Annotated in this window: 18 protein-coding genes; 7 read left to right on the top strand and 11 right to left on the bottom strand. The window is 64.1% G+C overall.

Annotated features, from left to right (window positions below; genetic code table 11):
- Positions 1 to 67 precede the first annotated feature (67 nt).
- From DK366_RS01125 to DK366_RS01110, 5 genes are all read left to right on the top strand, one after another.
- Positions 68 to 2,980, top strand: coding sequence for a TonB-dependent receptor (locus tag DK366_RS01125; RefSeq protein ID WP_109123674.1), 2,913 nt, complete (start codon positions 68 to 70; stop codon positions 2,978 to 2,980).
- Between the two features lie 111 nt (positions 2,981 to 3,091).
- Positions 3,092 to 4,966: a tetratricopeptide repeat-containing sulfotransferase family protein gene (locus DK366_RS01120; protein WP_109123673.1), complete on the top strand. Its 1,875-nt coding sequence runs from the start codon at positions 3,092 to 3,094 to the stop codon at positions 4,964 to 4,966.
- A 59-nt stretch (positions 4,967 to 5,025) separates the two neighbouring features.
- Positions 5,026 to 5,694: a hypothetical protein gene (locus DK366_RS01115; protein ID WP_157956418.1), complete on the top strand. Its 669-nt coding sequence runs from the start codon at positions 5,026 to 5,028 to the stop codon at positions 5,692 to 5,694.
- Positions 5,695 to 5,923: 229 nt separating this feature from the next.
- Complete coding sequence (locus DK366_RS21080) at positions 5,924 to 6,193, top strand: hypothetical protein (protein WP_157956417.1); 270 nt, start codon at positions 5,924 to 5,926, stop codon at positions 6,191 to 6,193.
- A 158-nt stretch (positions 6,194 to 6,351) separates the two neighbouring features.
- Entirely contained in the window at positions 6,352 to 7,383 is a 1,032-nt protein-coding gene (locus DK366_RS01110) for a hypothetical protein (RefSeq protein ID WP_109123671.1), read from the top strand.
- A 63-nt stretch (positions 7,384 to 7,446) separates the two neighbouring features.
- On the opposite strand, the gene lpdA is transcribed toward DK366_RS01110, so the two are convergent.
- The 3 genes from lpdA to DK366_RS01095 form a co-directional block, all read right to left on the bottom strand.
- Positions 7,447 to 9,237, bottom strand: a complete 1,791-nt coding sequence (gene lpdA / locus DK366_RS01105; protein ID WP_109123670.1) for a dihydrolipoyl dehydrogenase — start codon at positions 9,235 to 9,237, stop codon at positions 7,447 to 7,449.
- A gap of 100 nt (positions 9,238 to 9,337) precedes the next feature.
- A complete protein-coding gene (gene aceF / locus DK366_RS01100) occupies positions 9,338 to 11,032 on the bottom strand; it encodes a dihydrolipoyllysine-residue acetyltransferase (RefSeq protein ID WP_109123669.1) in 1,695 nt (564 codons plus the stop codon).
- A 194-nt stretch (positions 11,033 to 11,226) separates the two neighbouring features.
- Positions 11,227 to 12,060 (bottom strand): mechanosensitive ion channel domain-containing protein, encoded by an 834-nt coding sequence (locus DK366_RS01095; RefSeq protein ID WP_109123668.1) that lies wholly within the window; start codon positions 12,058 to 12,060, stop codon positions 11,227 to 11,229.
- Positions 12,061 to 12,641: 581 nt separating this feature from the next.
- Here DK366_RS01095 and DK366_RS01090 point away from each other — a divergent pair.
- A complete protein-coding gene (locus DK366_RS01090) occupies positions 12,642 to 14,300 on the top strand; it encodes an FAD-binding dehydrogenase (protein WP_109123667.1) in 1,659 nt (552 codons plus the stop codon).
- Complete coding sequence (locus DK366_RS01085) at positions 14,297 to 15,325, top strand: 2-dehydropantoate 2-reductase (protein ID WP_109123666.1); 1,029 nt, start codon at positions 14,297 to 14,299, stop codon at positions 15,323 to 15,325. The genes DK366_RS01090 and DK366_RS01085 overlap by 4 nt, the downstream gene beginning before the upstream one ends.
- Before the next feature lie 10 nt (positions 15,326 to 15,335).
- Here DK366_RS01085 and DK366_RS01080 read toward each other — a convergent pair whose 3' ends face one another.
- From DK366_RS01080 to DK366_RS01045, 8 genes are all read right to left on the bottom strand, one after another.
- The gene (locus tag DK366_RS01080; protein ID WP_109123665.1) at positions 15,336 to 16,559 is read right to left on the bottom strand and encodes a low temperature requirement protein A; all 1,224 of its coding nucleotides are present in this window, start codon (positions 16,557 to 16,559) and stop codon (positions 15,336 to 15,338) included.
- A 62-nt stretch (positions 16,560 to 16,621) separates the two neighbouring features.
- Entirely contained in the window at positions 16,622 to 16,930 is a 309-nt protein-coding gene (locus tag DK366_RS01075) for a DUF2845 domain-containing protein (protein WP_109123664.1), read from the bottom strand.
- Positions 16,931 to 17,046: 116 nt separating this feature from the next.
- Positions 17,047 to 17,346 carry a DUF2845 domain-containing protein gene (locus tag DK366_RS01070; RefSeq protein ID WP_232820859.1) on the bottom strand — a complete coding sequence of 100 codons (300 nt, stop codon included), beginning with the start codon at positions 17,344 to 17,346 and terminating at the stop codon, positions 17,047 to 17,049.
- A 27-nt stretch (positions 17,347 to 17,373) separates the two neighbouring features.
- Positions 17,374 to 17,949, bottom strand: a complete 576-nt coding sequence (locus tag DK366_RS01065; RefSeq protein ID WP_109123663.1) for a DUF924 family protein — start codon at positions 17,947 to 17,949, stop codon at positions 17,374 to 17,376.
- Positions 17,950 to 17,975: 26 nt separating this feature from the next.
- Complete coding sequence (locus DK366_RS01060) at positions 17,976 to 18,410, bottom strand: PA2169 family four-helix-bundle protein (protein WP_109123662.1); 435 nt, start codon at positions 18,408 to 18,410, stop codon at positions 17,976 to 17,978.
- A 111-nt stretch (positions 18,411 to 18,521) separates the two neighbouring features.
- On the bottom strand, positions 18,522 to 19,274 hold the full coding sequence (locus DK366_RS01055; protein WP_109123661.1) for a DUF2884 family protein: 753 nt from the start codon (positions 19,272 to 19,274) through the stop codon (positions 18,522 to 18,524).
- A 65-nt stretch (positions 19,275 to 19,339) separates the two neighbouring features.
- Positions 19,340 to 19,900 (bottom strand): hypothetical protein, encoded by a 561-nt coding sequence (locus DK366_RS01050; protein WP_109123660.1) that lies wholly within the window; start codon positions 19,898 to 19,900, stop codon positions 19,340 to 19,342.
- The gene (locus DK366_RS01045; RefSeq protein WP_109123659.1) at positions 19,900 to 20,445 is read right to left on the bottom strand and encodes a peroxiredoxin; all 546 of its coding nucleotides are present in this window, start codon (positions 20,443 to 20,445) and stop codon (positions 19,900 to 19,902) included. The genes DK366_RS01050 and DK366_RS01045 overlap by 1 nt, the downstream gene beginning before the upstream one ends.
- Between the last annotated feature and the right edge of the window lie 57 nt (positions 20,446 to 20,502).

The raw sequence follows: 20,502 nt of genomic DNA, 5'->3' as shown, positions 1-20,502 counted from the left end.
GCAACACCTATAGACGTCTAGGCGCCTATAGCGGGGACTCTTTGCCTATGATTTCGGGGAGACAATCATGCAGTCCAACTACAATCGTCTGTCGATAGCAGTACGTTTGGCGCTTTCAGTAGGTATCGCTTCAACGGCCGCGATGGCACAGGCCGAAGACGTCGCAAGCAAGGACGCAACGAGCGACCAGGCGCAAACAAATGCGCAGACCCAGAACACCACCACCGAGCAACCCAAGCAGTCCAGCGCGAAAACGCTGACGGCGGTTTCGGTGACGGGCTCGCTGATTCGCCGCGTGGATTCCGAAACGGCCAACCCGGTCATCACGCTCGACCGCGGCGCCATCACCAATAACGGCAGTCCCACGCTCGGCAATGTGATTCAGCAGTTGCCCAGCGTTTCCGGTACGGCGACCAACACGCAGAACAACAGCAACGGCGGCGGCGTGGCCAGCCCGACGCTGGAAGGCGGCGACGGCGCGGCACGTGTCTCGCTTCGCGGCCTTGGCACCGATCGCACCCTGGTGTTGATCGATGGCCAGCGCCTGGCCAACCCCGACCTCAACATGATTCCGCAGAACATGATCGAGCGCGTGGACGTGCTGGCCAATGGTGCCTCCACGGTCTACGGCTCCGACGCGGTCGGCGGCGTGGTGAACTTCATCCTGCGCAAGGACTACAAGGGCGCCGAACTGAGCGGCAACGATGGCATCTCCAGTCACGGCGATGGTCAGCGTCGTGGTGGCCAGTTCACGGTGGGTGCATCGGGTGACCAGGGCAACATCGTCGCGGGCCTCGACTACAACAAGCAGGACCCGGTGATTGCCACGCGTCGCAGCTTCTCGGCGCACCAGCTGTCGCTATACAGCTCCGGCCCGCAGATCTCCGGCTCGCACACGGTGCCCACCGGCAAGTTCCAGCTGCCCGTGGGCAACCCGGGGCTTCCGGCCGGTTGCGCCGCGCCGGGCGCCACGACAGGCCTGGTCACGCTGGCCAGCGGCAACGGCAGCAGCCCCAGCGACTATCGCTGCTTCAACAACGCCAGCGACGTCTACAACTACAACGCGTTCAACTACATCCAGACGCAGTCCGAGCGCACCAACCTCTTCGTGCTCGGCAACTACAAGCTCAACGATCACGTCACGTTCTTCGGCGATGCGTTCTACAACCACACGCATTCGTCCGGCCAGGACGCACCCGCGCCCACCAGCGGCACGGACGGCTGGTCGGTCGCCGCGGACAATCCGATCAACCCGTTCGGCGTTCCCTTCGGTGATCCGTCGGTGGCCGGCAACAACCTGATCAGCACGCGCCTGACCGGCGTGGGTAATCGCATCCACACGTTCAGCACCGACAACGAGCAGGTCAATGCCGGCTTCCGCGGTGACTTTGGCGGCAGCAGCACGTGGATCTGGGACGCCAGCGTGGATTACGGCCGCACGCACCGCGTGCAGACCGACTACAACGAAGTGAATATCCCTGCCCTGCAGGCGGCGATCGACGCCGGCGCCAACATCTTCGACCAGGCCGACCCTGCCACGAGTGCGCTGCTCGCCAAGGGCGTGAGCAACCCGGTCTACGCCATGACGCAGACCATGAAGCAGGTGCAGGCCAATGCATCCGGCTCGCTGTGGGATCTGCCGGCCGGCACCATGCAGCTGTCCACCGGTGTGCTGTATCGCAAGAACACGATGGATTACACCGTCACCAGCGATGCGTTGCTCAACGTGGATACCGGCACCTGCGTGGTGCTGCAGGAAGCCTGCGGTTCGCCGGCAAGCGGCAGCATCAACGTGAAGGAGCTCTACGCCGAAACGCTGATTCCGCTGCTTTCGGAACAGCCCTGGGCGTATTCGTTGAACGTTGACCTGGGCGTGCGCACGTCCAACTACAGCACCACGGGCACCACGACCAACGGCAAGCTCGCCATCGAATATCGCCCGATCCAGGACCTGCTGGTCCGCGGCACCGTTTCCCAGGTGTTCCGCGCACCGAACCTGGACGAGCTGTATGACGGCCAGACCATCACCAACCCGACGGTCAACGACCCCTGCTACAACCTGTCGGCAGCCGAACTCCAGCAGCACGCCGCGGCATGTCAGTTCATGCCGCCGAACACCAACTACACCAGCACCCTCAACACGCAGATTGCGGGTCACTACTCGGGTGCGGCGACGGTGGGCAGCACGCTGAAGCCGGAAAAGGGCAAGTCGTATGACTTCGGCTTCGTCTACTCGCCGAGCTGGCTGGACGGCGCGTCGGGCACGGTGGACCTGTGGCGCATCACGCTGAAGGACATGCTGACCATCATTCAGGCACAGACCGTGCTGAATGAGTGCTACGCGGACAACGGCAGCCCGTACTGCGGCTTCATCAACCGCTACGGCGCCAGCACGTCGATCCCGGGTGGCATCAACTACGTCAACACGCCGTACGTCAACCTGGGCAACCTCAGCACCAGCGGCGTGGACTTCACGCTGAACTACGTCATCCCGCACTTCGACGTGGGCGGCGTGGACCCCGGCAAGTTCAAGGCCTCGCTCGGCGGTACGTACATCGATACGTTCAAGAACGACGCCACGCCGGGCGCACCGGGTGCAGAGACCATCAACTACGCGGGCACCTACACGCAGCAGTTCGGCAACATCAGCCGCTGGCGTGGCACGTTCACGTTGAACTGGGCCCTGGGCAACTGGAGCGCCCAGTGGCAGAGCCGCTACATCAACCACCTGAAGAACCTCACCGCCTATGCCGATACCGGCCAGGCTGTGTCGATGCCGATGGGTGCCATCACATACCACGACATCCAGGCAGGTTATGAGTGGCCGACCATCCACACCAGGTTCGACGTGGGTATCGACAACCTCAGCGGCCGCATCCCGCCGCTGGTGTACCAGAACGGCCTGAACTACAACGTGGATACGGCAACGTATGACGTGATGGGTCGCTACTACTGGGCACGCGCCACCGTGAAGTTCTAAAGCGCAGTAAACGGTGCGGTTTCGCCCATCGCGGCCGCACCTTCGACGAACACCGTTCCCCGCCCGTTGCACGCTCGTGCACGGGCGGGGAACTGGTTCTAAGATCGAACGATGAGCACGCCCCTACCCTCGTCGTCCTCCCTTCTTGCGCAGCACATGCTGGCCGCCTATCAGGCGGGCGACATGCCCCGCGTTCAGGCACTGGGCGAGTCGATCACCGATATCGCCTCTGCCGACGACACGGCCGTGCTGCTGTATGGCGCCGCGCTGCAATACGTCGGCCGCCTTGATGAATCCATCGCCCTCTTTCGCCATCTCACGCAGCGCCATCCCGGCGTTTCCGAATACTGGAACAACCTTGGCCTGGTGGCGCGCGAGGCCGGTGATTACACGCTGGCGGAAGATGCGCTGCTCAAAGCCATCGCGCTGGGGCCCAGCAACGCACAAACCCACTACAACCTCGGCCTGCTTTACTCGCAGCAGCAGCGTTGGCTGCTCGCGCGCGAATCGCTGCTGGAAGCGGTGGGCCTGGCGGGCGACTTTGTCGAGGCGCGACTGCAGGCGGCGTACGCCTGCCACTTCTGCGGCGACACCCGTGGTGCGGAAGTGATGCTGGAAGACGCTGCCCAATGGCCGCCGCAAGCGGCCGACCAGGCACTGATCCTCGCAACCATCCTGTCCAGCCTCGGCTACCAGAAGACGGCATTCCAGACGCTGGATCGGGCCGTGCTGCCGGAGGGCCCGGCACGTGCTGCGCTGGTCATGCGCATCGTCGCGCTGCGCGCATCCATGCACGAGCGCAGCAACGACGTGCATGAGGCAGCGCGAGAACTGGAAGTACTCCCCGTCGCCACGCTCGAAGCGCTGCCGGCGGGCGACTGGGAACTGCGCCACGCCGGACTGCAGGTACACGCCAGCGTCGCCTCGCGTCGCGGCGAACTGGACTACGCAGCGGCGCTATTCGCGCGCTTGCAAGGCGAACGCGACGAAGCGCACCTGCAAGCCAACGCCGCCTTCAGCCTCGCCTCCATTCGCGACAAGCAAGGCCGTCGCGATGAGGCACGCCAGGCGCTGCGGGACGCGCATGCCGCACAGCTGCGCTTCGCCAGGGATTTCGTACCGGAGCTGCTTGAAGAAGGCAGCCAGCCGCTGGACATGGTGCAGCACAACGTCGATCGTCTCGCGCATGATCGCTGGTCCGCATTGCGTGCGCCACGCAGCCATGAAAGCCCGGTGTTCGTCGTCGGCTTTCCGCGCTCGGGCACCACGTTGCTGGAGCAGATGCTGGATTCGCATCCGGATTTTCGCTCCATGGACGAACGCGCTTTCATCTATGAGTTGATCAAGCGCATGCAGCTGGCCGGGCAATCGTACCCGGCCGATCTCGCCGGCCTGTCGCAGGCCAACGTGGATCAGTTGCGCGACATCTATGCGAATGTGGTCAGCAAGGTCGTGCCCGACCTGGGCAACCGCCGCCTCGTCGACAAGAACCCGCTCAACATGCTGTGCCTGCCGATGATCATGCGGCTGTTTCCCGAAGCACGCATCATCCTGTGCCTTCGCCATCCTTGCGACGTGCTGCTCAGCTGCTACATGCAACCGTTTCGCTCGCCCGCCTTCATGGTGCTGTGCTCGACGCTGGAACGGCTGGCGCGGGGTTACGTGGATGCATTCGAGCAGTGGTTCCGCCACGTGGAAGTTTTCGCGCCGCGCGTGCTCGAATGGCGCTACGAATCGGTGGTTTCGCGTTTTGACGAACACATCGCGCGACTCGGTCAGTTTCTTGAACTGGACGACGCGACGCCCATGGCACGCTTCGCCGAACATGCCCGCGCCAAGGGCTTCATCAGCACACCCAGTTACGCGCAGGTCACCGAAGGCATACACCGAAAGGCGGTCAACCGGTGGCATGCGTACCGGGACCTGTTCGAACCGGTGCTGCCCACGCTACGCCCCATGATGGAGCGGCTCGGCTACTCCATCTGAACTCCTTCGCGGCATCCCGCAACGCCGCATGCTCCCAGACCGACATGGACGAATTCCCGATGCATTTCGAAGTTCCCAAGCTGAAGATGCACTCGCTGCGCGAATTCCTTCAGCACTACCTGATGATCGTGCTTAGTATTCTCACCGCACTGGGCCTGGAGCAGTGGATCGAGCGCGTGCACCATCGGCATGCCGCCGAATACGCGAGCGCGCAGATCGACGCGGAATTGAACAACCTCCTGCTCGATATCCAGCGAGCCCAGGATGTCGACGAAAAGAAACTCGCGCCGCTGATCACCATCGACAAGGCGATCCGCGACGACGTGCAGAAAGGGTTGCCGGATGCACAGATCAACCAGCATATCCGTCAGCTTGCGGGTGAATTCAAGCTCGCCATCAACTGGCCGGCCTTCAGTACACAGGCCTGGGACGTGGCGGTGGCCAACCAGTCGGTTACGTGGATAGAGGTGGAACGCCTGCATCGCTACACCGCCGCCTATGCCTCCATCCGTGAGGCCGCGAACTGGACCGCGCACAACGCGACCGTGGCGCTCGACGCGCCACGCATGATCGACCTGCAGACGCGTATCAACCTGGGCAAGGATGTGGACCCGGTAGAGTTTCTCAGCGTGTCCCAGCAGATGATCATCAGCTCCCGGGAAACCATCGCGTACATGAAAGATGCGTCGGACCCCATCAAGGCGGCGGTGGCGCAATCCGGAAAGTAGATGAGTCCAGAAGAGCGATGTGCAATGCATCGCTCCAGCATCATGCCGCTTCAAAGCACGTGCGCGTGAGTTCCGTGGTTATGCGCGCAGCGCACCGGCATCGAAAGAGTTCACGCCTCGATCACAACTCGGCGTTGCGGATAAGGCGAAACGCGAAGCACGTCACAGACGCAGAAAACATATGCAAAACCCCTTGTTTTAAGCGCTTTTTGCGTACCCATGAGTTCACTTGCTTCGACGCATGGAGCGCGATTTTCATGGCCGTGCAAAATTGCGACAACCTTGCGGCGCCTACACCGATGCCGCGTGTCATCTTGAAGAAATATTTTCTTTCTTCTCAACGACTCGCATCGATTTGATCGATGCAACGCTTTCTGTCGCGTTCCTTACACCGCATCGCGTACTTTTTTTCGATTTGCAACCGCATGACGTATGCGTTACCAAACGCGCAGAGCACTCGTCGTCACCGGCTTTTCGAGTGTTCGTGATCGAACTGTGATCGCTTTATCGCCTTCTCGCCGGAAGGGTCAACGCAGAACGCAAGTAGTCCGCTGCAACTGCAGGTTGCCGGCGTAGGTGAGTTGTTGTTGTTCGTCGGCCAACGGAATTGTCCGTGGTCGTAAACCAATAGCTATTCGCGTACCAGGGAGTATCTCAATGCGTGCACAAACCAAGATCGCTCTTCTCGCCGGCCTGATCGCCGCCGCCTGTCTTCCTTCCGTCGTTCTGGCACAAACCTCGGTCAACAAGTTTGGCCTGGAAGAACAGGCGCAGGCCAGCTGGCGGGAGAGCATGGCGCACATCGCCACGCCATCGGAAGGCTGTTTTGAAGCCACTTATCCCAGCGTCATCTGGCATCAGTCCGCCTGCCATGAAGCCGTGCCGCGCGTTGCGCCGGTGCCGCGTTTCAAGCTTTTCAACAACGGTGCCGCGCAGACCGCCGGCAACGGCAATGACTACACCATCAACACCAGCACCCTGATCACGCAGGCCGTGGGCAGCTTCCCGTCGGTGACGGGCGTGACCTCAGAGAAGGGCGTGGGCGGGGCTGCGTACGGCGGCGGCGGCATCCTCGGTGCAAACGAGTATTCGCTGCAGATCAACTCGAGCTTCGACGACACCACCTCGGTCTGCAAGAGCCACTCCGGCTGCACCGTTTGGCAGCAGTTCGTCTATGCGCCCGACTACGAGACGCAGGGCACCGCGGCAGTGTTCATGCAGTACTGGCTGATCGGCTGGGGCAGCTCGCGTTGCCCGAGCGGCTTCGGCAGCGACGGCGAAGGCGATTGCTACAAGAACAGCGCCGCCGCCTCTGCACCCGATGTGGCCGCCACGGCGCTGGGCAGCGTGAAGCTCACCGGCACGGCAACCTCCGGTGGCAACGACACCGTGGTGTTCACCAACGGCACCAAGGCCTATAGCTCCAGCGGCAAGGACAGCGTGCTGCTGCTGGCCACCGTGTGGAAGACCGGCGAGTTCAACGTGGTCGGCAACGCCGGCGGCTCCGAAGCGCAGTTTAACAGCGGCTCGTCCATCACCGTGAACCTGGCGGTGACCGATGGCTCCACCGCTGTGCCCACCTGCACGGCCAACTCCGGCTCCACCGGTGAAAGCAACAACCTGAACCTCGGCGCGTGCACCGCGTCCGGCGGCTCGACCCCGTCGATCCAGTTCACCGAATCGAACTGATCGCGGCATAAAAAAAGAGCCCGGGATGTCCCCGGGCTCTTTCTTCGTATCAGCGACAACCGATTACTTTTTCTTCTTCGGAATGTACAGGTCGGTGATGGTGCCTTCGTAGGCCTCGGCCGCCATGCCCACCGATTCGCTGAGCGTCGGATGCGGATGAATGGTCAGGCCGATATCGGCCGCTTCCGCGCCCATCTCGATCGCCAGGCACAGCTCGCTGATGAGGTCGCCCGAGTGCGGACCGACAATGGCCGCGCCCACGATGCGATGCGTTTCCTCGTCGAAGATCAGCTTGGTGAAGCCTTCGGTGCGATCGATGCCGATGGCGCGACCGCTGGCCGCCCACGGGAACTTGCCCACGCCGACCTTCAAGCCCTTTTCCTTGGCCTCGCGCTCGGTCACACCCACCCATGACACTTCCGGATCGGTGTAGGCCACCGACGGAATCACGCGCGCATCGAAGTGGCTCTTCATGCCTGACACGACTTCGGCCGCCACGCGAGCTTCGTGCGTTGCCTTGTGCGCCAGCATCGGCTGGCCGACGAGGTCGCCGATGGCAAAGATGTGCGGCACGTTGGTGCGCATCTGCGTGTCGACGTTGATGAAACCACGGTCGGTCACCGCGACACCGGCCTTGTCCGCACCGATCTTGTTGCCGTTGGGCGAGCGACCCACGGCGACCAGCACGCGGTCGAACACGGTGGTCTCCGGAATGCTCTCGCCTTCGTAGCTGACCTCGATGCCCTTCTTGGTGGCCTTGGCCTCGGTCACCTTGGTCTTGAGGTGCACGCCCTTGAGCTTCTTGGCCAGGCGCTGCGCCAGCGGCTTGATCAGATCCGCAGCGGCACCCGGGATGATCTGGTCCATGAACTCGACCACGGTCACTTCGCTGCCGAGGCCCGAATACACCGTGGCCATTTCCAGGCCGATGATGCCGCCGCCGACGACGAGCAGCTTCTTCGGCACGTCCTTCAGTTCCAGTGCGCCGGTGGAATCCATGATGCGCTCATCGTCCCACGGGAACGCAGGCAGCTTCACCGACTGCGAGCCGGCAGCGATGATGGCGTTCTCGAAGCGGATCAGCTTGGTGCCTTCGGACGTCTGGACTTCCATTTCATTCGGCGAAATGAACGTACCCACGCCCTGCACCGTGCGCACCTTGCGCTGCTTGGCCATGCTGCCGAGACCGCCGGTGAGCTTGCCGACCACCTTGGTCTTGAAGTCGCGCAGCTTGTCGAGGTCGATTTTCGGCGCGCCGAACGTGACACCGTGCGCGGCCATGGCTTCGGCTTCGTCGATCACGGCCGCGGCATGCAGCAGCGCCTTGGACGGAATGCAGCCGACGTTGAGGCAGACGCCACCGAGCGACGCGTAACGCTCGACCAGCACGGTGTCGACGTCCAGATCCGCCGCGCGGAACGCCGCGGTGTAACCGCCGGGGCCGGAACCGAGCACGACGAGCTTGCATTCGATGTCCGGCGTGCGGCCGGACGCGCCGGCAGCTTGCGGTGCGGCTGCCGCGGCGGGTGCAGGTGCGGCGGCAGGCGCGGACGCCGGAGCGGCGGCAGCCTTGGGCACCTCCGCCTTCGGCGCTTCGGCCTTGGCGGCGCCTTCAGCGGCTTCCAGCACGGCAATCACCGCGCCTTCGGACAGTTCGTCGCCCACCTTGACCTTCAGCTCTTTGATGACGCCCGCGGCGCTCGACGGGATTTCCATCGTGGCCTTGTCCGATTCGAGCGTGATCAGGCTTTGTTCCTTGGTGACGGTATCGCCGACCTTCACCAGTACCTCGATCACCGGCACGTTGTCGTTGCCGCCGATGTCGGGAACTTTGATTTCGATGGTGCTTGCCATGGGGAATCCTTTGTTCTTGTTCGCAACCTGTTGAGGCGGTATCGCGAGCACCCGCCCCTCACCCTGCCCTCTCCCCGGAGGGGAGAGGGAAAAAGCCAGGTCAGAGCAGCAGGCGGCGGATATCGCCCAGCTGCTGTGCGAGGTAGGAAGCGAAGCGCGCGGCGAGCGCGCCGTCGATCACGCGGTGGTCGTAGCTGAGCGACAGCGGCAGGATCAGGCGCGGAGCGAATTCCTTGCCGTTCCACACCGGCTTCATGGCCGCCTTGGAGACACCAAGGATGGCCACTTCCGGTGCGTTGACGATCGGCGTGAACGACGTGCCGCCAATGCCACCCAGCGAGGAGATGGAGAAGCAGCCTCCCGACATGTCGTTGGGGCCGAGCTTCTTGTCGCGTGCCTTCTTGGAGATCTCGCCCAGTTCGGCAGCGAGCTCAAGCAGACCCTTCTTGTCGCAATCGCGAATCACCGGCACGACCAGGCCATCGGGCGTGTCCACCGCAATGCCGATGTGGAAGTACTTCTTCAGCGTCAGCTTTTCGCCGGTGACATCCAGCGAGGAGTTGAACTGCGGGAATTTCTTCAGCGCCGCGACCACCGCCTTGATCTGGAACACCAGCGGGGTGACCTTCAGGTCCTTGTTCTCTTCGCCGAGCTTCTTGCGGAAGGCTTCCAGCTCGGTGATGTCGGCGTCTTCGTGCTGCGTGACGTGCGGGATCATCGCCCAGTTGCGCGCCAGGTTCGCGCCAGAAATCTTCTGGATGCGCGACAGCGGCTTTTCTTCGATCTCACCGAACTTGCTGAAGTCGACCTTCGGCCACGGCAGCAAGTTGAGGCCACCGCCGGCAGCGACCGGCGCACCCGACGGACGGGCACCGGAAGCCAGCGCGTGCTTCACGTAGCCGGTGACGTCTTCGCGCTGGATGCGACCACCGCGACCGGACCCCTTCACCTGGCGCACATCCACGCCCAGCTCGCGCGCGAAAGCGCGGATGGCCGGGCTGGCATACGGGGCGTCACCCGGCATGATGATCTTGGAGTCGAACGGCGGACGGGCGGTCGGCGCCACGTCGCCTTCGGGCGCGTTGCCCGGCAGCACGCTGCGGCCACCTTGCGGTTCCGGCTTCTCTTCCACCTTGGGTGCTTCGACCTTGGCAGCCGCCGGTGCAGGCGCGGGCGCCGGCGCAGCAGCGGGGGCCCCACCGGCAGCCTCGACCAGCGCGATCACGGCGCCTTCGGAAAGCTCATCGCCCAGCTTGACCTTGATTTCCTTCACCACGCCCGCGAACGGAGCCGGCACTTCCATGGTGGCCTTGTCCGATTCCAGCGTGATCAGGCCCTGATCCTTGGCGATGGTGTCGCCCACCTTGACCAGGATTTCGATGACGGGAACGTCTTCGCTGCCGATGTCCGGCACCTTCACTTCCTGCACGCCACCACCGCCAGCGGCGGGGGCCGCGGCCGGTGCGGGAGCAGGTGCCGGTGCCGACTTGGCGGGCGCTTCGGCCTTGGCCGGCGCGACTGCCGGTGCGGGGGCGGGTGCCGGTGCAGCGGCCTCGCCTTCGGCTTCGATGATGGCGATGAGCGTGCCTTCGGACACCTCGTCACCCACCTTGCGCTTCAGTTCCTTCACCGTGCCCGCGAACGGGGCCGGCACTTCCATGGTTGCCTTGTCCGACTCCAGCGTGACCAGGCCCTGTTCTTTGGCCACCTTGTCGCCTGGTTTCACCAGCACTTCGATCACCGGCACGTTTTCGCTGCCGATATCGGGGACGCGTGCTTCTTTGAGGTCGGCCATGGTTTCTCCTACGGATGGCGATGGCGAGCCGGCGGGGATGACGGCCGCTTAAGGTCTTCAATCATAGCGAACGAGACCCGCTTTCGGTCGCTTTTGGATCGTTTGAAGCCACCATTCGCATACGTATGCACGACTTTGGTCTAGCGCTTTTCGACGATCCACGCCGGGGCCGCCCGGCGATGCATTCCACTTCGTCAGGTGGTCTGCTCCGAAGGCTTGCCCGGCAGCATCACGAACTGCGCCGGACCGGGCGCCAGACTGAAGCCCTCCGCGCCAAGACGGTCCTTCAGCGCGCGCAGCAGATCGGTTTGCGCGCCCCAGGAATCGCCCGACCGGGTATAGGCGCGCAGCACCAGAATCACGGCGCTGTCGGTCAGGCTGTCGGTCCATACACCCGGCGCGGGATCTTTCAGGATGCGTGCGTCTGCGGTGAACAGCTCACGGATGATGTCCATCGCCTTGCCGATATCGTCCTTGTAGCCAATGCGCACCTTCAGCTCGAAACGGCGCGTGCCGAGCCGGTTGAAATTGATGATGGCGTCCGAGCCGATCTTCGCATTCGGAACCACGGCCTCGCGGTTGTCGGGCATCACCAGCAGCGTGTGCATCAGGCTGAGGTCGCGCACCGTGCCTTCGATGCCGCCCGCCAACACGTAATCGCCGACGCGAAAAGGTCGAAACACGATCAGCAGCACGCCCCACGCCAGGTTGCTCAGCGAGCCCTGCAGCGCCAGGCCAATGGCCAGTCCGCCGGCACCCAGCGCAGCGACCAGCGGCGCGGAAGGTACGCCCGCCTGCTGCAACGCCATCACGATGAGCAGCGCGATGAGCACGCCATAAGTCAGGTTGCGCAGAAACCCGGTGAGCGTGGGATCGACATTCGCACGCTGCATGGCGCGTTGCGCGATGTTGGCCCCGCGCGCGGCCAGCCAGATGCCAATCAGCAGAATCAGCACCGCAATACCGATGTTGATCAATGTGGTGATGGTGTTGTCGGAAAGATGCGTACGTGTCAGGAAATCGTGCATGAAGAGCGGTTCTCTCGACGAAAAAAACGTCGCGAGACTAGCAGCCCGTCAATCAAGGTTCCGTGGTTCCCCTGTAAGCAAAACAGACCGCGCCGGTTGCCCGGCGTGGTCTCAACGTCGTGCTGGGGAGCCCCGACAAAAGAATCTGTGCACGAAATCGCCTCCGCCGGCGCGCGCACGATCCCTGGCTGTGGTCAGCTTCTTGTTGTCCTTGTCGTCATGCGCAAGCGATTGCCCTCGCGAACCGTCCTGCAAGCGGACCCATCGAACAAACGCAGCGGCCGTCGTGCACATCGATATCGCCGGCGTGAACCGGACCAACCCGTGCACGTCCTGCATCGAACCTGCTCGCCTTCTCAACCGCATGCATTTCGATTCCCTCCGGCCCCACGTTCCGCGTTCGTCGTCCGACCTCGAAAGTCACGATGCAGCACAGCATGACGACGGGGCATGGGCCTGTGGTCACGCCGTGCCATCGGTCATGGCGGGGCTTCCGGGCTATGACGCAGCGCGCATAGGAATGACCTGCCGGGCACGCTAAGTTCGAGGTTCGGGAACGCAACGCCACGGGGAGGCGGGGAATGCGGGACGGGTGCGATGTGGTCGTGGTGGGAGCCGGCCTCGCCGGGCTGGTGGCCGCCACGGAACTGGCCGATGCAGGCAAGCGCGTGCTGGTGCTGGAGCAGGAGCCGGAACAAAGCCTGGGGGGACAGGCGTTCTGGTCATTCGGAGGACTGTTTTTCGTCGACTCGCCGGAACAGCGGCGCATGGGCGTGCGCGATTCGCACGCACTCGCGCTGGCCGACTGGATGGGCACGGCCGCGTTCGACCGTACCGAAGACCACTGGCCGCGTCGCTGGGCGGAGTCCTATGTGGATTTCGCCGCCGGCGAAAAACGCGCGTGGCTGCACGCCATGGGCATGCGCTGGTTCCCCGTGGTCGGCTGGGCCGAACGTGGCGGCCATGGCTCCGTGGGCCACGGCAATTCGGTGCCGCGCTTCCATGTGACGTGGGGCACCGGCCCCGGCGTGATCGAGCCGTTCGTGCGCCGCGCGCGCGAGGCCGAAGCGAAGGGGCTGCTGCAGTTCGGCTTTCGCCATCGGGTGGATGAATTGATCGTCGAAGGCGGCGCTGTCGTCGGCGTGCGCGGCAATGTGCTCACGCCCGATGGCATGGAGCGCGGCAAGCCCAGCTCGCGCGATGTGCTGCACGGGTTCGAACAGCGCGCGCAGGCGGTGATCGTGGCCTCGGGCGGCATCGGTGGCAACCACGCGCTGGTGCGCAAGAACTGGCCCGAACGGCTGGGGCCGCCCCCTGCGCACATGCTGTGCGGCGTGCCTGCCCACGTCGACGGCCGCATGCTCGGCATCACCGAAAGCGCGGGTGCGCGGCTGATCAACCGCGACCGCATGTGGCATTACGTGGAAGGCATCGAGAACTGGAACCCGATCTGGCCGCGCCATGCGATTCGCATCCTGCCGGGCCCGTCGTCGTTCTGGTTCGATGCCACCGGCAAGCGTCTTCCCGGGCCGCTGTGGCCTGGCTTCGACACGCTGGGCACGCTGGAACACTTGCGTCAGACCGGCCACGACTACAGCTGGTTCATCCTCGATCAGCAGATCATTCGCCGCGAGTTCGCGCTGTCCGGCTCCGAACAGAATCCCGACCTCACCGGCAAAAGCTGGCGACAGGTGGCCAAGCGCGCCGTCGGCAAGGGCGCGCCTGCACCGGTAGAGGCGTTCAAGCAGCATGGTCGCGATTTCATTGTGCGGGACACGCTGGAAGAACTCGTCGCCGGCATGAACGCGCTGGCGGGCAATACGTTGCTCGATGTCGCGCACCTGCGTCGCGAGATCGAAGCGCGCGATCGCCAGTTCGACAATCCTTACGCGAAAGATGGCCAGGTGATGGCCATCCACAATGCGCGGCGTTACCGCGGCGACAAGCTGGTGCGCGTGGCCAAGCCGCATCGCCTGCTTGATCCGGCGAACGGTCCGCTCATCGGCGTGCGCTTGAACATCCTCACGCGCAAGACGTTGGGCGGCCTGGAAACCGATCTCGATGCCCGCGTGCTGGGCCAGAACGGCGAACCACTGCCGGGGCTGTATGCCGTGGGCGAAGCGGCGGGCTTTGGCGGTGGTGGACTGCACGGCTACCGCGCGCTGGAAGGCAGCTTCCTCGGTGGTTGCCTGTTCTCCGGTCGCATCGCGGGTCGCGCCGCGGCCAAGGCCATCGCATGAGCGCGCATGCCCTGCCCCGCATCGCCATCTACGGTGCAGGCAGCGTGGGCGGCTATCTCGGCGCCCGGTTGCATGAAAACGCCCGTATCACCTGCATCGGTCGCCGTCGCGTCATCGATGCGTGGCGCATCCATGGCGGCCTCGATTGGAGCGACCTGCAAGGAGGCCACGAACATGTGGCCACGCGCGACCTGGAGCTGCAGGTGAACCCGTTCGCCGCCGCCAAGGCGCACCTTGTGCTGGTGACGGTTAAATCGTCAGCAACCGAAACCGTCGCACAGGAACTGGCCGGCGTGCTCGCCCCGGGCGTGCCGGTGGTGAGCTTTCAGAACGGCTTGCACAATGCGGCCATCCTGCGCGAAGCGTTGCCGGGACATCCCGTGCTTGCCGGCATGGTGCCGTTCAATGTGCTGCAACGCGTGCCTGGCGATTTTCACCAGGGTTCCGGCGGTGAACTGATGGTGGAAGCGCACGAGTCCCTCGCCGCGTTCCTGCCCATTTTCGAAGCCTCCGGCCTGCCCATGCAGGCGCGCCACGACATGCCGGCCGTGCTGGCGGCCAAGCTGCTGCTCAACCTCAACAACGCCTTGAATGCCCTGGCGGACGTACCGTTGAAGGAAGAACTTTCCCAGCGCGACTGGCGCCGCTGCCTGGCGCTCGCACAGCGTGAGGCATTGGATGTGTTCGCCGCCGCCGACATCCAGCCCGCCAAGCTCACCCCGCTGCCGCCACAGTGGTTGCCGCGCGTGCTGGAAATGCCCGACGCGTGGTTTCGTCGACTCGCCTCGCGCCTGCTGGCCATCGATCCCGTGGCGCGTTCGTCCATGTGGGAAGACCTGGAACGCGGTCGCCCCACGGAAGTGGATGTCATCAACGGCGAGGTCGTACGCCTGGCCGGAGAACATCGTGTCCCGGCACCCGTGAATGCGCGACTCGCAGCCCTGGTCCACGAGGCCGAGCAATCGCGGCGCGCGTGGAACGCACAGGAGCTGCTCGCGGATTTGCAGCACGCATCCGCCGCGTAAGCGCGACGACTTACTCGCTCGCCTCGCTGTACAGCTCTCGCCGCACGCTGCGCAACGACAATGTTTCCCACGCAGCCACCAGCACAAGCACGACCGTAGTGGCCGTTGCCAGCGACATCACCGACATGCTGCGCGCAGGCCATATCAGCAAGGCCAGCAGCAGCAAACCCGCCAGATGCGAGAACGGCAGATTCGTGTGATTCACGGTCTGCTTGAACAACGTATTGCCCAGCAGATAGAGCGCCGGGCCACCCAGCAGCACCGCGATTTCCGCTGTTTCCGCCAACGCGTGCGGATGCGCCAGGCTCAGCTCATCGCCCACGGCACACACCACGATGCCGGCGACGATCAGCAAGTGGAGATACGTGTAGCCCAGTCGCGCGGTGCGCCCCGGGTCCGCCGACTGCCGAATCGAACGACTGCCGCGTTCCACGGCCAGGTCAAAATAGATCCACCACATGGCCACGCAACCGAGAAAGGCCACGAAAAAGGCAAGCCACAGATCCGGCGTTCGCGCACTGTCCGCGAAACTGCTGCCCATCACCACCACGGATTCACCCAGCGCAATGATCACGAACAGGCTGCAGCGCTCCGCCATGTGCCCGCCTTCCACGTCCCATTCGCTGGTGGATGAGCGACCAAGGCCCGGCACGTAGAAATACGCCGCCGGCCCCAGGTATTCGATGAGCAATGCGGTTACCCACCACGCCAACCGCATTTCGCCTTGCGCGAAGAACGCGCCCACGATCCACAACACGCCGGTGACCGCAAGCCATAGCGTGATGCGATAGAAATTGAATCGCGCGCTCTGGCTGGCATGACGCAACGCCCACACCATGAACATCGAACGCCCCACCTGCATGCCGACGTAGGCGATGGCGAACACCTTGCCGCGCTCACCGAAGGCCTCGGGCAACGCCGTGGACAGCAGCAAGCCGCCGAGCATCAGCGCCAGTACCAGCAGCCGCACGGCGAGGCGCTCGGGGTCCAGCCAGTTGGTGATCCATCCGGTGAAGATCCACACCCACCACACGGCAAGGAACAGCAGCAGCACGTGCAACGCACCCGACAGGCTCAGGTCGTGCAGCAGCGTGTGGGAGAGCTGGGTCACCGCGTAAACGAACACCAGATCGAAGAACAGCTCGATGTTGGTCACCTTGCCGTGCGCACCCGGGCCACGCGACCGCAGCAGGCTGCCCGAGCGACTGTCTGTCGATTGAAGTACGTCGGACATGGCGCGATCTCCCTGGAAACGCGCCCCTTATCGCATGAGCGGCACGCAGGCCGCCATCGTCATCAACGTCCGTCGTCGCGGATGGACGTGACCTTGCCGTTGGCCAACACGATGGTCACGATCCGGTTGCCCTGCCGGTATTGCCATTGCTCGCCGCCCGAGGACGATGAAGACTTCGCGCCCTTCTTGCCGCCTGACCGGCTGCTGGGCGCCTTGGCGTGTCCCCGATACGAGGGCTTGCCGAGCAACTCGATTACGCGCGTGGCGCTGTCGCCCGGTGAAAGCACCTCGCTGCCGACACGCAAGGTGCCGCCACCGGCGTGCGCCGCGCATGCAAACAACAGGCTGGCCAGAACAAGATATCGACGCATCGCTGGTGGTCCTCCGGGCTGGAGAATTCACCTTAGCGACGACATGCCACGCGGCGACATGCGCCTCCGCCGCGATGGCTTGTGGGCCAAGCCCGCTTAGCCGTCCACGCGCTCGCTTAACGCGAGCGATCGGCGATATCCGACACCTTGCCGTTGATGATGGTGATGATCACGACGCGCCCGTCATCACGCATGTACTGCCAGCGCTCACCCTGGTAACCGCCGTAGTCGCTCTGCACGGGCTCCTTGAAGTCCGGCTTGCCCATGAGCTGCATGGCGCGAACCGCGCTGTCGCCCACGGTAAGTACCTCGCTGCCGACGCGATAGGTATTGCTCGCGTACGCGGAGGCGCTCAGCAAGAGCAGGGTGATGAAGAGATAGCGTCGCTTGGTGAACTCCTTGTCATCGGTGACCAACGCTGATGATCAAACGCAAGACGACTTTCAGAAACCCGAGCCCGGTGTGGCGAGATAGGTCTTTTCTTCAGGCGTGTCCGGGCGACCGAGCACTGCATTGCGGTGGGGAAAACGTCCGAACCGCGCTACTACATCGTGATGTTTCCGGGCGAAATCAAGAAAGTGCTGCATGGCGGGGCGCTCGCCGTCGGGCTGGCCGGCGACGAGGCGCTCGAACAGATGTACGCAATGCGCCTGAAGCACGCGACTTTCCGCATGTTCCAGCGGCATATAGGCAAACACGCGCTGCAAGGCCGTCAGCCGTTGATCGTCGCCGCGCGCCATGCCGTCCAGCGCGATCACCTGCGTGGCTTCGTCGCCTGCCCACGCGCGTGCGTACTCGCGGTACAGATTGCGGCTGAACTGGTCGCGCACGATCAGCAGCGCCAGCCAACCTTCGGGCGTCTGCGTCCAGGCATCGAGTTCGCCGCGCAACGAGGCCTCCAGGGTGTCGCCGAAGCGTTCGCGCACACGCGCATCAAACGCATCGCTGCGATCGAACCACATCGCTTGCGATGCCGGCTCGAACCAGAAATCCAGCACGTCCGCAGGGGTCGACGGCACATGCACTCCTTGAGGGGTGGAACCGGTCAGCCGTGCGTGGTGCCGGCCAGGCAGTGCATATCTTTGTGGATGCCGTACAGGCGCGACAACTGGACTCTCAGCACACGCGCCGTATCGCCGGATGCCCGTGCCATCTGCTCCTCGAAGCGATGGAGCAGCCCGCATTCGTTGCGTGCCAAGTAGTGCACCCAGGCTGTATCACGGTTGGATGCCATGCCGGTGACCATGTCGGCCAGGGCGCTGCGTACTGAACCGGCGAGCGTGCCGTGCCTGGCGGGGGTGCCACCCGTCGCGTGAACCTGTGCTTGAAGGTCGCCGATCAGCGTGTCCAGCGTCTGCAGGTTTTCGGCCAGCAGTGCCTGCAGGCCGGGCTCCCGGACCCGCCTGAGGGCCCTGCGGTACAGGTCCCGGTCATCGATACCACGACGAATGAGCGCGTTGCAATGCGGTGCGTGCGACACGAGGTCGCCTCCTGACAGCCGAGAACGAGTGAGCGGGTGCCATCCTCGTCCTCCGCCACTTAGCAGAAGGTTAATCCCGGGCGAAGGAGAGACTCATGCTCAGCCCCGGTTTTACTGGCCGACCTCAAGCAAGTTGAGAGGCTGGCCATTGGCGGCCCGAATGCCCTGCTGCAATTCGGCCAGGCGCTGAACGGCCGGGCAAAGCGCCTGTACCTGCGGGGCCAGCGCCTGCATGCGCTGCTCCAGGCGGGGGCGCAGCTGGGTGGTGAGGTCGGCGGCGGTGTCGCGCAGGTTGGCTGCCGCCTGGAGATCACCCGTCATGGCGGCATTCACGGCCTGCTGGCCCAGATCGTTGGCCAGCAGCGGCATCAGGTCCGAGGCGAGCTGGTTGGCGTACTGGTCGGCCAGGTTGCCCTGCCAGTCGTGGGTGCTGTTGCTGGCGGCGATGCGCTGCTTGAGTTCGGTGGCGCGCGTTGCGACCCGACGGTCCAGCTCCGTGCGCGTGGCTGGATCAAGCGAAAGCCGCGCCCCTTCGTCGTGCATGGCCGCCGCCAGCATATCCACGCCGTTACCGGCGACCGCCTTGGCGCGGGGCATCAGGGCGCGCAATTCACGCTCGAACACGGCCAGCCTGTCCTGATCATCCGGTCGCAGGGAAACAGGTGTGCCGTCCGTGCTCAGGCTGCCATCGCGCAACTCCACCTGACGTGGCAGCGGTTGCGGTCGATCGAACACAAGCCGGCCCGGCGACACGGTGAGGTCGTAGCTGCTGGTGGCGTGACAAGTCGTGGCCAGGTCCTGCGCATGCAGCGACAGGCTGCCCAGCGAGAGAACGGCGACAAGCGAGAGACGGCGCAGGGGCATGGAAAGATCCGGCACGGACGACGCCGCAGCGATAACCCGCGCCGCGGCAACCGGACCTGAATCGCTCAACGTGGACGCCGCCCGTGGAATTGCCCCTTCACCTCAGGACGTCCCAGCGCCCACGCCAGCCACGCCAGCACGGGCACGCACAGGAACTTGATCGCCAGCGCCATGAGCACGGAGCGATGCATCTGATCCAGCGCCAGCTGCGAGGCAGTATCCAGCCCGGACTGGGCGTTCGTCGCGGCCATGCCCTGGCTGAACTGGTGCCACTGCGAATACAGCGTCAGCCCGCCCACCAATCCCCAGCCCACCGCGAGCAACACGGCGGCCACCTGCAGCGCGGCGCGAGACCAAAGCTGCCGGAGAATAGCACCCGCGCAGATCACTACCAGCGCGAACGCGCCAAGGAAGTACACGACATCCCAGGCCAGCATGCGGTGGAGCTGCTGGATGTCTTCCGCGTCCGATGCCGGCAGCGGCTGCAACGTCTCCCACAGGCGCGCGGCATGCAGCGCGTACTGCAGGCAACCGTAGGCCGCCAGCAACAGGATGAGCCACGTCACCAGGCGCCAGAACGCAAAACCGTCAGTACGACTCTTGTCACCACGAACCTTCAGCAACATCAGGAGGCCGCCTTCAGCGAGGCAAGGTCAGCGAGCACCTGCGTGGAATTCTTCTCGGGATCGACATCCTGGTAGACCTTGGCGATCTTGCCCTGCGGGTCGATCAGGAAGGTGGTGCGGTGCGCGTACTTGAAGCCCATTTTCGAGGCGAGCACGCCATAGGCCTGCGCCGTCTTCGCATCCGCATCGGACAACAGCGGGAACGGCACGTGGTATTTCGCGGCGAATTCAGCATGCGACTTCACGTCGTCCAGGCTCACACCCAATACGTCCGCGCCTTGCTGGCGCAACTTGGCCACGTCATCGCGGAACGTGCAGACCTCGGTGGTGCAACCCGGCGTGAAGTCCTTCGGATAGAAGTACAGAACGACCCAGTGGCCCTTGTGATCTGCGGGTGTGTGCCACTTGCCGTTCTGGTCCTGCAGGTGGAACTCCGGAGCCACCTGTCCCGCCTGCGGCATGGCCACCGCGGATTCATCGGCGAACGCAGGCAGTGCCAGCCCCAGGAAAAGGCTTAAAAACAGCAGTAACAACAATCGACGCATGACCACACTCCGGGCAGGAAACGCGCAAAGTGTACGCGCTGCAAAACAAAGGGCGCC

Source organism: Dyella sp. C11 (assembly GCF_003121485.1).
In the GTDB taxonomy this organism is placed as follows: Bacteria; Pseudomonadota; Gammaproteobacteria; order Xanthomonadales; family Rhodanobacteraceae; genus Dyella.
This window is presented reverse-complemented; position numbering and strand designations above follow the sequence as displayed.

Coding starts and splice junctions, on each gene's coding strand:
- DK366_RS01120 (WP_109123673.1), top strand. CDS start 3,092: ATGAGCACGCCCCTACCCTCGTCGTCCTCCCTTCTTGCGCAGCACATG.
- DK366_RS01095 (WP_109123668.1), bottom strand. CDS start 12,060: ATGCACGATTTCCTGACACGTACGCATCTTTCCGACAACACCATCACC.
- lpdA (WP_109123670.1), bottom strand. CDS start 9,237: ATGGCAAGCACCATCGAAATCAAAGTTCCCGACATCGGCGGCAACGAC.
- aceF (WP_109123669.1), bottom strand. CDS start 11,032: ATGGCCGACCTCAAAGAAGCACGCGTCCCCGATATCGGCAGCGAAAAC.
- DK366_RS01085 (WP_109123666.1), top strand. CDS start 14,297: ATGAGCGCGCATGCCCTGCCCCGCATCGCCATCTACGGTGCAGGCAGC.
- DK366_RS01115 (WP_157956418.1), top strand. CDS start 5,026: ATGCATTTCGAAGTTCCCAAGCTGAAGATGCACTCGCTGCGCGAATTC.
- DK366_RS01075 (WP_109123664.1), bottom strand. CDS start 16,930: ATGCGTCGATATCTTGTTCTGGCCAGCCTGTTGTTTGCATGCGCGGCG.
- DK366_RS01090 (WP_109123667.1), top strand. CDS start 12,642: ATGCGGGACGGGTGCGATGTGGTCGTGGTGGGAGCCGGCCTCGCCGGG.
- DK366_RS01050 (WP_109123660.1), bottom strand. CDS start 19,900: ATGTTGCTGAAGGTTCGTGGTGACAAGAGTCGTACTGACGGTTTTGCG.
- DK366_RS01045 (WP_109123659.1), bottom strand. CDS start 20,445: ATGCGTCGATTGTTGTTACTGCTGTTTTTAAGCCTTTTCCTGGGGCTG.
- DK366_RS01080 (WP_109123665.1), bottom strand. CDS start 16,559: ATGTCCGACGTACTTCAATCGACAGACAGTCGCTCGGGCAGCCTGCTG.
- DK366_RS01110 (WP_109123671.1), top strand. CDS start 6,352: ATGCGTGCACAAACCAAGATCGCTCTTCTCGCCGGCCTGATCGCCGCC.
- DK366_RS01125 (WP_109123674.1), top strand. CDS start 68: ATGCAGTCCAACTACAATCGTCTGTCGATAGCAGTACGTTTGGCGCTT.
- DK366_RS01055 (WP_109123661.1), bottom strand. CDS start 19,274: ATGCCCCTGCGCCGTCTCTCGCTTGTCGCCGTTCTCTCGCTGGGCAGC.